At 68.8% G+C, this 14,206-nt stretch carries 11 protein-coding genes; 8 read left to right on the top strand and 3 right to left on the bottom strand.

All coding sequences use genetic code 11. The features are described 5' to 3' along the window. Window positions 1–49 precede the first annotated feature (49 nt). A complete protein-coding gene (locus ACUDCK_RS22415; RefSeq protein ID WP_054501001.1) occupies window positions 50–1,210 on the bottom strand; it encodes a pyridoxal phosphate-dependent aminotransferase in 1,161 nt (386 codons plus the stop codon). A 44-nt stretch (window positions 1,211–1,254) separates the two neighbouring features. Between ACUDCK_RS22415 and ACUDCK_RS22410 the strand changes: the two genes are divergently transcribed. The 4 genes from ACUDCK_RS22410 (at window position 1,255) to ACUDCK_RS22395 (ending at window position 6,307) form a co-directional block, all read left to right on the top strand. Beyond that, a complete protein-coding gene (locus tag ACUDCK_RS22410) occupies window positions 1,255–2,199 on the top strand; it encodes an FAD-binding protein (protein WP_175167513.1) in 945 nt (314 codons plus the stop codon). Between the two features lie 142 nt (window positions 2,200–2,341). Then, a complete protein-coding gene (locus tag ACUDCK_RS22405; protein WP_063585266.1) occupies window positions 2,342–4,630 on the top strand; it encodes an NADP-dependent malic enzyme in 2,289 nt (762 codons plus the stop codon). Continuing rightward, complete coding sequence (locus ACUDCK_RS22400) at window positions 4,611–5,843, top strand: patatin-like phospholipase family protein (protein ID WP_081273653.1); 1,233 nt, start codon at window positions 4,611–4,613, stop codon at window positions 5,841–5,843. Before ACUDCK_RS22405 ends, ACUDCK_RS22400 begins: the two co-directional genes overlap by 20 nt. Next, window positions 5,840–6,307 (top strand): barstar family protein, encoded by a 468-nt coding sequence (locus ACUDCK_RS22395; protein ID WP_026385200.1) that lies wholly within the window; start codon window positions 5,840–5,842, stop codon window positions 6,305–6,307. The genes ACUDCK_RS22400 and ACUDCK_RS22395 overlap by 4 nt, the downstream gene beginning before the upstream one ends. A gap of 73 nt (window positions 6,308–6,380) precedes the next feature. Here the strand turns inward: ACUDCK_RS22395 and ACUDCK_RS22390 are convergent, their stop codons facing one another. Further along, complete coding sequence (locus ACUDCK_RS22390) at window positions 6,381–7,112, bottom strand: 16S rRNA (uracil(1498)-N(3))-methyltransferase (protein ID WP_054501003.1); 732 nt, start codon at window positions 7,110–7,112, stop codon at window positions 6,381–6,383. Window positions 7,113–7,214: 102 nt separating this feature from the next. Then, window positions 7,215–7,721, bottom strand: a complete 507-nt coding sequence (locus ACUDCK_RS22385; RefSeq protein WP_175167514.1) for a hypothetical protein — start codon at window positions 7,719–7,721, stop codon at window positions 7,215–7,217. Between the two features lie 260 nt (window positions 7,722–7,981). Here ACUDCK_RS22385 and tkt point away from each other — a divergent pair, with 260 nt between their 5' ends. The 4 genes from tkt to ACUDCK_RS22365 all read left to right on the top strand — a co-directional run bounded on the left by tkt (window position 7,982) and on the right by ACUDCK_RS22365 (window position 14,204). Next, window positions 7,982–10,018 carry a transketolase gene (gene tkt, locus ACUDCK_RS22380; protein ID WP_054501005.1) on the top strand — a complete coding sequence of 679 codons (2,037 nt, stop codon included), beginning with the start codon at window positions 7,982–7,984 and terminating at the stop codon, window positions 10,016–10,018. 15 nt (window positions 10,019–10,033) lie between these two features. Next, entirely contained in the window at window positions 10,034–11,044 is a 1,011-nt protein-coding gene (gene gap, locus ACUDCK_RS22375) for a type I glyceraldehyde-3-phosphate dehydrogenase (RefSeq protein ID WP_049075573.1), read from the top strand. Between the two features lie 98 nt (window positions 11,045–11,142). Further along, window positions 11,143–12,336 (top strand): phosphoglycerate kinase, encoded by a 1,194-nt coding sequence (locus ACUDCK_RS22370; protein WP_049075572.1) that lies wholly within the window; start codon window positions 11,143–11,145, stop codon window positions 12,334–12,336. A gap of 176 nt (window positions 12,337–12,512) precedes the next feature. Beyond that, window positions 12,513–14,204, top strand: coding sequence for a SulP family inorganic anion transporter (locus ACUDCK_RS22365; RefSeq protein ID WP_081273654.1), 1,692 nt, complete (start codon window positions 12,513–12,515; stop codon window positions 14,202–14,204). Window positions 14,205–14,206: the final 2 nt, after the last annotated feature.

Genomic DNA, 14,206 nt, shown 5'->3' with positions numbered 1-14,206 from the left:
CGTGGCTGGGCCCCTTTGCGTGGCCGCGCCAGGGCGGTGGGGGCGCGCCTCAGCGGCCCAGCAGCCTGCCCAGGCGGGCCACCGCTTCTTCCAGCCGGTCCAGGCCCGTGGCGTAGGAAAAGCGCATGGTGTGGTGGCCGTGGGCAGGGCCGAAGTCCAGCCCGGGAACGGCCGCGATGCCGGCTTCCAGCAGCAGGCGTTGCGAGAAGGCGGCGCTGTCGCTCGCCAGGTCGCTGATGTCGGCGTAGATGTAGAACGCGCCATCCGGCTTGACCGGCACCTTCAGGCCCAGGCGTTCGAACTCGGGCAGCAGGTAGTCGCGGCGCTGCCTGAAGGCTTCGCGGCGGTGTTCGAAGGTGCGCAGGGCGTCGGGCGTGAAGCAGGCCAGGGCGGCGTGCTGCGCCAGGGTCGGCGCGCAGATGGCCAGGCTGCCGGCGATCTTCTCGACGGGGGCCACCATGGCCTCGGGCACGATCATCCAGCCCAGGCGCCAGCCGGTCATGTGGAAGTACTTCGAGAAGCTGTTGATGACGATGATGTCGTCGTCCAGCGTGAGCGCGGAGCGCGGCCGGCCTTCGTAGGACAGGCCCAGGTAGATTTCGTCGACGATGGCGAAGCCGTGGCGGGCGCGCACCTCGGCCAGCAGCCTGGACAGTTCGTCGTGGTCGATGGAGGTGCCGGTGGGGTTGCTGGGCGACGCCACCAGTACGCCCTGGGTGGCCTCGGTCCAGTGCCGGGCCACGTCCTGCGCGGAAAGCTGGAAGCGCTTTTCCGCGGAACTGGGGATCAGGCGCGGCTGGCCGCCGGCGGCGAGCACGAAGTTGCTGTTGGCGGGATACGAGGGGTCCGGCATCAGCACTTGCGCGCCCGGGTTGACCAGGGCGGCGCAGGCCAGGGTCAGGGCGCCCGAGGCCCCGGCCGTGACGATGACGCGGCGCGGATCGATCACGGCGCCGAACTGTTCGTGGTAGAACCGGGCGATGGCCTCGCGCAGCGGCATCAGGCCGGCGGGCGCGCTGTAGCCGCTCTGGCCGGCCTGGGCCGCGCGCTGCAGCGCTTCCACGACCTGGGGCGGCGCGGTAAAGTCCGGTTCGCCGATGCCCAGGCTGATGATGTCCTTGCCCGCCGCCTGCAGCGCTTGCGCCTGCTTGAACAGTTCAACCACCTGGAAGGTCAGGAAATCGTTGGTACGGGCGGCAAGGCGGGGCATCGGAATCTCGAAGGCTACTTGAAGCGGAAAAAGGAATTGTAGTCATGCAGCCATCGCGGCGCGCTTTCCTCCTTGGCCGACGGCCCGTCCAGACCCCCTGGGCCACCTTCCTGCAACGGCTGGGGCTGTTGTGCCAGGGGACGGTGCGCGACCTGGGCGCGACGGCGGACGGACAGGCGCGGGCGGTGCTGACGCCGCTGCGAGAGGGCGATGTGGCGCATGCGCGCGCGCTATGCGCCGAATACGGGGTGGTGTTGGCGCTGGACGATGCCGACGGGCCGTTCGCGCCGGTCGACGGCCCGCTGCTGGCGGTCGATCCCGGCCGCCTGGCGGGACTGGCGCGCCTGGCCGGACCCGCGCCGCGCTGGCGCGCCCAGCCTGGCGTGCCGCTGGCGGCGCTGGCGCGGGCCGGGCTGCGGCAGTTCGCGGGCCTGCCGCAAGCGATGACGCTGGCTCAATGGCTGGCCGCTTCGGCCGCATGGCCGGCGGGGGGCTGCGCGGCGTCGGGCGTGCTGGCCGTGGACCTGCTGCTGGCGGACGGCGTCGAGGAAACCCTGGGACCCTTCGGCGCCGACGACCTGCAACCGTTGCGGTCGGCGACGGTGCAGCGGCTGGTGCCGGCGCTGTTCCAACTGGTGAACGGGGATCTGGCCGCCGCCTGCCGCGACGGGGACGCGTGGCTGGCGCGCTACCGGCTCGACGCCCTGGCGCCGCGGGCGCCGGCGACGGTCAACCTGGCGCATCTCATGCTGGGGCAGGGCGGCACCCTGGGATGGGTGCAGGGGGTGACGCTGGCGGACAGTCCACCCGTCGCCGATGTCGGGGCCGCTGGCGCGTCTCGGGCAGACGGACCGGCGCCGCGCGATGTCGGCCCGACAACTGCTGCGCCGCGGCAGGTTGCCGCCCTGCAGGCGCGCATCAAGGCGCTGTTCGACCCGTATGGGCGTTTTCCCGCATTCGCCCCGTCGCCGAATAGCGACAGTTTGTAAGGCGGGGGTAAGATGGGCGGCGCCCGCGGCCTGGCCGGGGATGCGCGTCCCGGGGGGCCGCGCAGGGAACGTTTCGCGCGGTCCGCCATCGGAATAGAATTGCCCCCTTTCGTGTTCCTCACTCCAGCCAGTAGCCGCCCCTATGGATGCCAACCTCCGCAAAGCCGCCCTTGAATACCACGAGCACGGCCGTCCCGGCAAAATCTCGGTCACCCCGACCAAGCAGCTCACCAACCAACGCGACCTGGCCCTGGCGTACTCGCCCGGCGTGGCGGCGGCCTGTGAGGAAATCGTGGCGGACCCGGCCAACGTGTTCCGCTACACCGCGCGCGGCAACCTGGTCGGCGTGATCACCAACGGCACCGCGGTGCTGGGCCTGGGCAACATCGGCGCGCTGGCATCCAAGCCGGTGATGGAAGGCAAGGCGGTGCTGTTCAAGAAGTTCGCCGGCCTGGACGTGTTCGACATCGAGATCAACGAAACCGATCCGGACAAGCTGGTCGAGATCATCGCCGGCCTGGAAGCCACCTTCGGCGGCATCAACCTCGAAGACATCAAGGCGCCGGAATGCTTCACCGTCGAGCGCAAGCTGCGCGAACGCATGAAGATCCCCGTCTTCCACGACGACCAGCACGGCACCGCCATCTGCGTGTCGGCGGCCTTCATCAATGGCCTGAAGGTGGTGGGCAAGCAGATCGACAAGGTCAAGGTGGTCACGTCCGGCGCCGGCGCGGCCGCGCTGGCCTGCCTGGACCTGATGGTGGACCTGGGCCTGCCGCTGGAGAACATCTGGGTCACCGACATCGAGGGCGTGGTCTACGAAGGCCGCACCACCCTGATGGATCCGGACAAGGCGCGTTTCGCGCAGAAGACCGACGCCCGCAAGCTGGCCGAGGTGATCGAGGGCGCGGACGTGTTCCTGGGCCTGTCGGCCGGCGGCGTGCTCAAGCCCGAGATGGTCGCCAAGATGGGGCCGCGTCCGCTGATCCTGGCGCTGGCCAATCCCACGCCGGAAATCCTGCCCGAACTCGCCCATTCCGTGCGCGACGACGTGGTGATGGCAACGGGCCGTTCGGACTACCCGAACCAGGTCAACAACGTGCTGTGCTTCCCGTACATCTTCCGCGGCGCGCTGGACGTGGGCGCCACCACCATCACCCGTGAAATGGAAAAGGCGGCGGTCTATGCCATCGCCGAGCTGGCCGAGGAAGAGCAGAACGAAGTGGTGGCGGCCGCCTATGGCACCTTCGACATCTCGTTCGGCCCCGAGTACCTGATTCCCAAGCCGTTCGATCCGCGCCTGATCGTGCGCATCGCGCCGGCGGTGGCCAAGGCCGCCATGGAAGGCGGCGTGGCCACGCGTCCGCTGGCCGACCTGGAAGCCTACGAAGAGCAGTTGCAGCAGTTCGTGTACCACTCCGGCGCCTTCATGAAGCCGCTGTTCTCGGCGGCCAAGCGCATCGTGCGCGAAGGCGGCCCGGCCCGCATCGTGTTCGCCGAAGGCGAGGACGAGCGCGTGCTGCGCGCGGTGCAGGTAGTGGTGGACGAAGGCCTGGCCCGTCCCATCCTGGTGGGCCGTCCCTCGGTGCTGTTGACCCGCATCGAGAAACTCGGCCTGCGCCTGCGCCTGGGCGAGGACGTCGAAGTCACCAACCCGGAATACGACGAACGCTTCCACCAGTACTGGACCACGTACTGGGAACGCATGTGCCGACGTGGCATCACCAAGGAAATGGCGCGCGTGGAAATGCGCCGCCGCATGACCTTGATCGGCGCGATGATGGTGCACCTGGGCGATGCCGACGGCATGGTCTGCGGTTCGGTCGGCGCGTACCATGATCACCTGCGCTTCATCGACGAAGTGATCGGCCGCCGGCCGGGCCGCAACGTCTACGCCGCCATGAACATCCTGCTGCTCAACGAGCGCACGGTGGTGCTGGTGGATACGCACGTCAACGACGAACCCACCGCCGAGCAGATCGCCGAATTCACCATCGCCGCGGCCAAGGAAATGCAGCGCATGTTCCTGGCGCCCAAGGTGGCGCTGCTGTCGCGCTCGAACTTCGGTTCGGGCAGCTCGGCCTCGGGCGCCAAGATGCGCCGCGCGCTGGAACTGGTGCGCGCCGCCGAGCCGGAACTGGAGATCGACGGCGAGATGCACGGCGACTGTGCGCTGGACGAGGCGCTGCGCCTGCGGATCCTGCCGTCCTCCACGCTCAAGGGCGAGGCCAACCTGCTGGTGTGCCCGAACGTGGACGCCGGCAACATCGCCTACAACCTGCTCAAGACGGCGGCCGGCGGCAACGTGGCGGTGGGCCCGTTCCTGCTGGGCGCCAATGCGCCGGTGCACATCCTGACCTCCAGCTCGACCGTGCGCCGCATCGTCAATATGACCGCGATGACGGTGGTCGATGCCAATACCCCGCGTTGAAGTCACCAATGGCGGTCCGGCGTGCCCGCGCACGCCGACCGGCCTGGTCCTGACCGGGGGCGGCGCCCGCGCCGCCTACCAGGTGGGCGTGCTCAGCGCCATCATGGAGCTGCTGGACCCCGACTGGCATTCGCGTTTCAAGAATCCCTTCGACATCATCTGCGGCACGTCCGCCGGCGCCATCAACGCCGCCGCGCTGGCGTGCCGGGCCGAGCGGCCGCACCTGGGGGTGCGCCGCATCCGCCGCCTGTGGTCGTCGCTCAATACCGACATGATCTACCGGGCCGACGCGCCGGGTTTGATCCGCACCGGCGTGCGCTGGCTGGGCCTGCTGTCGCTGGGATGGATGTATTCCGGCCTGACCCGCAAGCGGCCGCAGTCGCTGCTGGACAACAGCCCGATGCAGGAGCTGCTGGGCCGGGTGCTGGATTTTGGCCACCTGCAGGCGAATCTGGAGAGCGGTGCGCTGTCGGCGCTGGCGATCACGGCCTCCGGCTACACCAGTGGCGAGCACCTGACGTTCTATCAGGCGCACGCGCCCATCGAGCCCTGGCACCGCTACCTGCGGCTGGCCATTCCCACGCCGATCACGGTCGACCACCTGATGGCTTCGTCCGCCATTCCCTTCGTTTTTCCGGCCCGGCAGATCACGGTGCACGGCAAGGGCGAGTGGTGCGGCGATGGCTCCATGCGGCAGTTGGCGCCGATCAGCCCGGCCATCCACCTGGGCGCGCACCGGGTGCTGGTGATCGGCACCGGGTTCCGCGACGACACCCACCCCGAGCACCGGGAGGCGGCGCCGCCGTACCCCTCGCTGGCCCAGGTGGGCGGCCATGCCCTGTCCAGCATCTTCCTGGACGGCCTGTCAATGGACGTCGAGCGCCTGGAGCGGATGAACTACCTGGTCGACCACGCCGCGCCGCCAGAGGGCGACGAGGTCACCGTGCGCCGTATCGAGGTGCTGACGATCACCCCCAGCCGCTCCCTGGACTCCCTGGCGCTGGAACACCTGGGCGACATGCCGGCGCAGGCCCGTGCCCTTTTTCGCGTACTCGGTGTATCGTCCGATCCAGGCCGCCCCGGGGGCGGCGCGCTGATGTCCTACCTGTTGTTCGAGTCCAGCTACACCAAGCGATTGATTGAACTGGGTTATGCCGATACGATGCAGCGTAACGATGAAGTGATCGCCTTTTTCAAGGAGGCACAGGCATGACGCGCAATGCCCAATCTACCCTGCACAAGCAGTTGAAGCGAGGTGGAGCGCTGGCCCATGACGGGCTGGACAAAAAGGCCGTGGTCGACGCCGCGCATGAGCTCGGCCTGGCACTGTTTGTGGCCAATTGCGACCCGGCGCGCAGCCGCTCCGCGGTGCTGCGCGCCATCGTCAAGGCAGTGGACTTCCCCGAGTATTTCGGCGGCAACCTCGACGCGTTGTACGACTGTCTGTGCGATACCGTGCTGGATCACAAGACCGGCGTGGTGCTGTGGCTGTACAAGCTGCATTCGGGGGACCCGGCGCTGGAAGAGGACGCCGCCCGCATCGAGTCGGTCTGCGCCGACGCCGCCGAATTCGCCCACGAGAATGGCCGCACGTTTGCGTATGTGGTGGAGCACGCCGGCAAGCACCCCGATCCGGAACCGGGCGTGGCCGCCGCGCCCTACGGCGACAACGACTGAAGACCCGGGCTGGGGTGCTCGCGCCGCCGGCCGGTGGGGCAATGGCCTGTCATGTCCCGGGGCGGGACGCCGATCACCAGCCGAGCAAGGCGCCGGCCGCTGAAATCAAGGCCAATCCCGCCGTTTCCGTGCGCAGCACGCGCGGGCCGAACCTGACGGCCTGGACCCCCGCTTCGCGCGCCTGCGCCAGTTCCTTTTCCGACCAGCCCCCTTCGGGGCCGACCAGCAGCGTCAACGATTGCAGGCCCGGCGTCGCGTCGAGCCGGCCGGCCAGGTCGGCGTTGGCGTCCGGATGACACAGCAGGCGCAGGCCGTCGGCCGGCAGGGCCAGCCAGTCGGCCAGCGTCACGGGGGCGTCGACCGCCATCAGCCGGTTGCGGCCGCATTGCTCGGCCGCCGATTGGGCGATGCGTTGCCAGTGCGCCACCCTTTTTTCCAGCCGCGGCCCGGACAACTGCAGCACGCTGCGCTGCGCGGCGATGGGGCAGACCCGGGCGGCGCCCAGCTCCACGGCTTTTTCCACCACCCAGTCCATCTTGTCGCCGGCGGGCAGGCCCTGTACCAGCGTGATGCGGCCGGCCAGCTCGGCTTCGCGCGGATCGAACGCCCCCAACTGGGCGAAACCGGCCTTGCCCTCGATTTCCAGCGCCGCCGGGTATTCGCCGCCGTGGCCGTTGAACAGCACCATGGGTTCCCCCGCGCGCAGCCGCAGCACGCGGATGGCGTGGTGAGCCAGGGCCTCCGGCAGGGCGATGCGGGCGCCGGGGGACAGGGGAGCGTCGCAGAAGAAGCGGGGAGCGGACATGGGTAACGCGGTGGCGGACGGAAAGCGAACGTGGGGCCGGGCGCAGACCCGGGGCGCGGCGCCGGGCAAGCGGCCCGGCTCAGGGGCGGGCCCGTGGCCCGGTCACCTGAGCGCGTAGCCTACCACCTTGATGCCCCAGTCGATCAGGTTGGGGGCGCTGGACGCCAGTTGCAGCGTCAGCAGGGTCAGGAAACCCACCGTCATTTTCTTGTCCAGGCGCATGAGGTCGTGACGCACCTCGGCCAGGTCTTCGTGGGTGGCGAAACGCTTGAGTTCCTCGCGAGTGGGCAGTTGCGCGACGACTTCGACGAGTTTGTCGAATTGTTCCTGGGCGGCGCGCGTGGCGATTTCGCGTTCGAGTGCGGCGCGTTCGCGGGCGATGTCGCGTTCGAGCTCGGCGCGTTCGCGGGCGAAGTCGACGCGTGACAGGGCATAGGCCTGGAGCTCGGCGCGCGCCTCGTCCTGCGAGCGCTTGAGCAGGTCGGCCTCGCCCTGCAGGCGGGCGTGTTCCAGCGCCTGCGCCACCGCGATGGCGCGTTCCTCGCCGAGCGCGTTGCGCAGGGCCAGGATGCCGGCGGCGGGAATGGTGAAGCCCAACATGGCAAGCATGATACGGAATCCGACATAGGGCTAAGCCAGGCCATCATGAATCTCGGACCGCCCCGCCGCAATTGTGGCAACTACGCCATGACATGGCTGTCCTCCCCTGGGGACAATCACGATTCTGCCGCGGGCCATCGTCCATCTGGCGGACCCCGCTACCCGGCGCCGGCCGGGTCATCCCCAGGTGTTAAAATCGTCTGCTTCGCAACCTACTCAACTGGCCCCCATTTCCTGCGTGGGCGCGCCAGCCACAAAGAGCCTTCCGAATGAGCAATCCGACCGCCCCTAAACTTGCCTTGGCGGATGCCATCCGCGCCCTCGCGATGGATGCCGTGCAACAAGCGAACTCCGGGCACCCGGGCGCTCCCATGGGCATGGCGGAAATCGCCCAGGCCCTCTGGATCGGCAACCTGCGCCACAACCCCAAGGATCCCGCCTGGGCCAACCGCGACCGCTTCGTGCTGTCCAACGGCCACGGCTCGATGCTGATCTACGCGCTGCTGCACCTGACCGGCTACGACCTGCCGATCGAAGAACTGAAGAACTTCCGCCAACTGCATTCCAAGACGCCGGGCCACCCCGAAGTGGGCATCACCCCGGGCGTGGAAACCACCACCGGCCCGCTGGGCCAGGGCCTGGGCAATGCCGTCGGCATGGCGCTGGCCGAAGCGCTGCTGGCCGCCGAGTTCAACAAGCCCGGCCACACCATCGTCGACCACCACACCTATGCCTTCACCGGCGACGGCTGCCTGATGGAAGGCATCTCGCACGAAGTGTGCTCGCTGGCCGGCACGCTCAAGCTGTCCAAGCTGGTGGTGCTGTATGACGACAACGGCATCTCGATCGACGGCCACGTCGAGCACTGGTTCGCCGACGACACCGCCAAGCGCTTCGAGGGCTACGGCTGGAACGTCATCCGCGGCATCGACGGCCACGACGCCGCCGCCGTGGACGCCGCCATCAAGGCCGCCCGCGCGCAATCGGAAAAGCCCACGCTGATCGTCTGCCGCACCGTCATCGGCAAGGGTTCGCCCAACATGGCCGGCACCCACAACGTGCACGGCGCCCCGCTGGGCAAGGACGAGATCGCCGCCACCCGCGCCGCGCTGGGCTGGTCGGCCGAGCCGTTCCAGATCCCGCAGGACGTCTACGACGGCTGGGATGGCCGCAAGACCGGCGCCGCCGCGCAGGCCGAATGGCAATCGGCCTTCGACGCCTACGCCGCCGAATTCCCGGCCGAGGCCGCCGAGTTCACCCGCCGCATGAAGGGCGAGCTGCCCGCCGGCTACGCCGACCAATTCAAGGCGTTCCTGAACGCCACGCTGGAAAAGGCCGAAACCGTCGCCACCCGCAAGGCCTCGCAGTTCGCGATCACGGCGCTGGCCGCCGCACTGCCGGAAATGCTGGGCGGCTCGGCCGACCTGACCGGCTCCAATTTCACCGACTGGAAGGGCGTGGGCGCGGTGCGCGCCGGCGACAAGGGCATCCAGTTCGGCCGCCACATCAACTACGGCGTGCGCGAATTCGGCATGGCCGCCATCATGAACGGCGTGGCCCTGCATGGCGGCTACCTGCCGTTCGGCGGCACCTTCCTGACGTTCTCCGACTACTCGCGCAACGCCATCCGCATGGCCGCGCTGATGAAGCAGCGCGTGGTGCACGTGTTCACGCACGACTCCATCGGCCTGGGCGAAGACGGCCCGACCCACCAGTCGATCGAACACGCCGCCAGCCTGCGCCTGATCCCCAACCTGTCGCTCTGGCGTCCCTGCGACACGGCCGAAACCGCCGTGGCCTGGAACGCTGCCGTGACGCGCCCGGCCAGCATCGGCATGGACGTGCATGACGGCGGCCCGACGGCCCTGCTGCTGTCGCGCCAGAACCTGCCGTTCGTGCAACGCGACGCCGCCACCGTGGACGCCATCGCCCGCGGCGGCTACGTGCTGCGCGACGCCGACGGCGCCCGCGCCGTGATCATCGCCACCGGTTCCGAAGTCGCCATCGCCCTGGACGCGCAAGCCCAACTGGCCAAGGAAGGCATCGCGGTGCGCGTGGTGTCCATGCCGAGCACCGACGTGTTCGACAAGCAGGACGCCGCCTGGAAGCAATCGGTGCTGCCCAAGGGGCTGCCGCGCGTGGCCGTCGAGGCCGGCGTGACCGCCTTCTGGCACAAGTACGTGGGCCTGGAAGGCGCCGTGGTCGGCATCGACCGCTACGGCGAATCGGCCCCCGCGGGCGCGCTGTTCAAGTTCTTCGGGCTGACCGCCGACAAGGTGGCCGAGACCGTCAAGCAAGTTCTGTAAAAAAGGAGCCTAGTCATGACCATTCGCGTCGCCATCAACGGTTACGGTCGCATCGGCCGCAACATCCTGCGTGCCCACTATGAAGGTGGCAAGAAGCACGATATCGAAATCGTCGCCATCAACGATCTGGGCGATCCCAAGACCAACGCCCACCTGACCCGCTACGACACCGCCCACGGCAAGTTCCCGGGCACCGTCGAAGTCGACGGCGAGTACATGGTCGTCAACGGCGACAAGATCCGCGTGCTGGCCAACCGCAACCCGGCCGAACTGCCGTGGGGCGAGCTGAAGGTCGACGTGGTGCTGGAATGCACGGGCTTTTTCACGACCAAGGAAAAGGCCGGCGCGCACATCAAGGGCGGCGCCAAGAAGGTCATCATCTCGGCCCCGGGCGGCAAGGACGTTGACGCCACCGTCGTCTACGGCGTCAACCACGGCGTGCTGAAGTCGACCGACACCGTCATCTCGAACGCGTCGTGCACCACCAACTGCCTGGCCCCGCTGGTCAAGCCGCTGAACGACAAGCTGGGCCTGGAAAACGGCCTGATGACGACCGTCCACGCCTACACCAACGACCAGGTCCTGACCGACGTCTACCACGAAGACCTGCGCCGCGCCCGTTCGGCCACCATGAGCATGATCCCGACCAAGACCGGCGCCGCCGCCGCGGTCGGCCTGGTGCTGCCGGAACTGAACGGCAAGCTGGACGGCTACGCCATCCGCGTCCCGACCATCAACGTGTCGATCGTCGACCTGTCCTTCGTGGCCAAGCGCGACACGACCGTCGAGGAAGTGAACAGCATCCTGAAGGCCGCCTCGGAAGGCGAGCTCAAGGGCATCCTGGACTACAACACCGAACCCCTGGTCTCGGTGGACTACAACCACAACCCGGCCTCCAGCACCGTTGACGCGTCGCTGACCAAGGTTTCGGGCCGCCTGGTCAAGGTTTCGTCCTGGTACGACAACGAGTGGGGCTTCTCGAACCGCATGCTCGACACCACCGTCGCGCTGATGTCGGCCAAGTAAGCATCGCTGTCGAACCGAAGGGGACGAACAGGTTTTCCGCCACGGCGGAAAGCGGGTTCGTCCCCTTCGTTCGCCAACTCTAGGAGACGCAAAGCATTATGTCCAAGGTCAATACCCTGTCCGCGCTGGCCAAGGCCGGCGCCCTGTCCGGCAAGCGCGTGTTCATCCGCGCCGATCTGAACGTGCCGTTCGATGACGCCGGCCGCATTTCCGAAGACACCCGCATCCGCGCCTCGGTGCCCGGCATCCGCCTGGCGCTGGACGCTGGCGCCGCGGTGATGGTCACCTCGCACCTGGGCCGCCCGAAAGAGGGCGTGCTGACCGAGGCCGATTCGCTGGCCAAGGTCGGCCAGCGCCTGTCCGAGCTGTTGGGCATGCCCGTGCCGCTGGTGCGCGACTGGGTCGACGGCGTCAAGGTCGAGCCGGGCCTGGTGGTGCTGCTGGAAAACTGCCGCGTCAACGTCGGCGAGAAGAAAGACGACGAGGCGCTGTCGCGCAAGATGGCGGCGCTGTGCGACGTCTACGTCAACGATGCCTTCGGCACGGCGCACCGCGCCGAGGCCACCACGCACGGCATCGCGCGCTTCGCGCCGGTGGCCTGCGCCGGTCCGCTGCTGGAAGCCGAGCTGGACGCGCTGGGCCGCGCGCTGCACGAGCCGAAGCGTCCGCTGGTCGCGATTGTCGGCGGCTCCAAGGTGTCGACCAAGCTGTCGATCCTGCAATCGCTGGCCGACAAGGTCGACCAGTTGGTGGTGGGCGGCGGCATCGCCAACACCTTCATGCTGGCCGCCGGGCTGCCGATCGGCAAGTCGCTGGCCGAGCCGGACCAGGTGGAGCAGGCGCGCGCCGTGATCGAGCTGATGAAGCAGCGCGGCGCGGATGTGCCGATTCCGGTGGACGTGGTGTGCGCCAAGGCGTTCGGCGCGGACGCCGAGGCCACCGTGAAGGCGGCCGATGAAGTCGCCGCCGACGACATGATCCTGGACATCGGCCCGCAGACCGCGCAGCAATTGGCCGAGATCCTCAAGCAGGCCGGCACCATTGTCTGGAACGGCCCGGTCGGCGTGTTCGAGTTCGACCAGTTCGCCAACGGCACCAAGGTGGTGGCGCAGGCGATCGCGGATTCCGAGGGCTTCTCGATCGCGGGCGGCGGCGACACGCTGGCCGCGATCGCCAAGTACGGCATCGGCGAGCAGGTCGGCTACATCTCGACCGGCGGCGGCGCGTTCCTGGAGTTCCTGGAAGGCAAGACCCTGCCGGCGGTGGCCGTGCTGCAAGAGCGGGCCAAGTAGTCTTTCCGCCCGGGCGATCCGAAGCCGCTCCTTCCGGGGCGGCTTTTTTTCATCGGCCCGAGCTGGGTGGCTGCCGTCGGCTGGGGCGCTTGGCGCTTATTCCATAGACTGGTGTAGGCTTGACGCTCGCCCGTTTCCGCGGTTTCCTTCCCCCGTTTCCTCCGCTTCGCCGCCCCATGAACCTACGATTTCTTCCTGGCCTGAACAACTTCCGGGGCATCACCCGGGAGTCCGCCGGCCGCGATATCGCCGCGGGATTGAGCGTGGCCGCGGTGGCCTTGCCGGTAGGGCTGGCCTATGCGGCGATGATGGGAGTGCCGCCGGTTGCCGGGCTGTGGGCGGCGATCGCCGGCATGTTGGGTTACGCGCTGTTCGGTTCCTCGCGCACGCTGATCGTGGGGCCGGACACGGCCACTTGCACGCTGATCGCGGCGACGCTGACGGGCATGGCGCTGACCTCGCCCGAGGACCGGCTGGTGGCCGCCACCGGGATCGCGCTGACGGTCGGGCTGGGTTGCCTGATCGCGCGGGTGCTGCGCCTGGGCGTGCTGGCCAACCTGCTGTCGCGGCCGGTGCTGATCGGCTACATGGCGGGGGTGGCGGTGACGCTGGCGCTATCGCAATTGAGTGGCCTGACCGGCGTGGGGCTGCGCAACAGCGGGCTGGTGCATCCCTTCCTGGAGTTGTCGCGGCGCGTGTCGGAGATCCGCATTCCCACGCTCTGCCTGGGGCTGGCGTCGTGCCTGCTGCTGGTGGCGATCAAGCGCTGGAGGCCGAATTGGCCGGGGCCGATCATGCTGGTGGTGGGCGCCTGCCTGCTGTCTTGGCTGTTCGATTTTCCCAGCCTCGGCATCGCCGTGGTGGGCGAGGTGCCGGCGGGCCTGCCGGCGCTGCGCGTGCCGGTGCGGCTCGAGGGCCTGGACAACATCCTGCTGGGCGCGGCGGGCGTGCTGGTAGTGAGCTTTTCCAGCGGCATCGTGACGGCGCGCAGCTTTGCCGCGCGCACCGGCGAGCACGTGGATCCGAACCGTGAACTGGTCGGCTTCGGCGCGGCCAATGTCGCGGCCGGGCTGTTCCAGGGCTTCGTGGTGACCGGGGCCGATTCGCGCACGGCGGTGGGACTGGCGGCGGGCGGCTCGTCGCCGCTGGTCGGCGTCAGCGCGGCGGCGGCGCTCGCGCTGGTGGTGGGCCTGCTCAGCGCGCCGCTGTATTGGCTGCCGCAGGCGGTGCTGTCGGCAATCCTGCTGCTGGCGGCCGCCAGCCTGTTCGACGGCCAGGCCTTCCTGCGGCTGGCGCGCATTTCGCGCATCGAGCTGGCCTTCGGCATCCTGGCCGCGGTCGGCGTGGTGGGTTTCGGCGTGCTGCAGGGCGTGGCGGTGTCGGTTGGCGCCACGCTGCTGTACGCCATGTACGTGTCCGGCAATCCGCGCGATGCCCTGCTGGGCCGTCTGCCGGGCGAATCGGTGCTGGGCAAGATGCATCTGAACCCGCAGGCGCAGCCGGTGCCGGGCGCGGTGATCTGGCTGTTCGAGTCGTCGGTGTGGTTCTTCAACGCCGACGCGTTCCGGCGGCGCGCCCGCGAGATCATCGAGCAGGCGGGCGACATCACCTGGTTCGTACTGGATGCCGAGGCCATGACGCAGGCCGACGCCGACGCCATCGAAGCCTTGTACGAACTGCGGCGCGAGCTGCGCGACCGCGGCATGGTGCTGCTGGTGGCGGGCGGCCACGGCCAGTTCCGCATGGCGCTGGAGCGCTCCGGCCTGGCCGACCGCATCGGCCGCGACAAGATCTTCCCCTCGCCCGAACAGGCGGTCGAGGCGATCGAGCGCTGGCGCCAGGGGCCGGCGCCGGCCACGCTTTCCTGATA

This window comes from Achromobacter sp. CF-sbj1-Ac2-l (assembly GCF_052698165.1).
The sequence above is the reverse complement of the archived record's forward strand: the minus strand, read 5'-3'. Positions and strand labels throughout refer to the sequence as shown.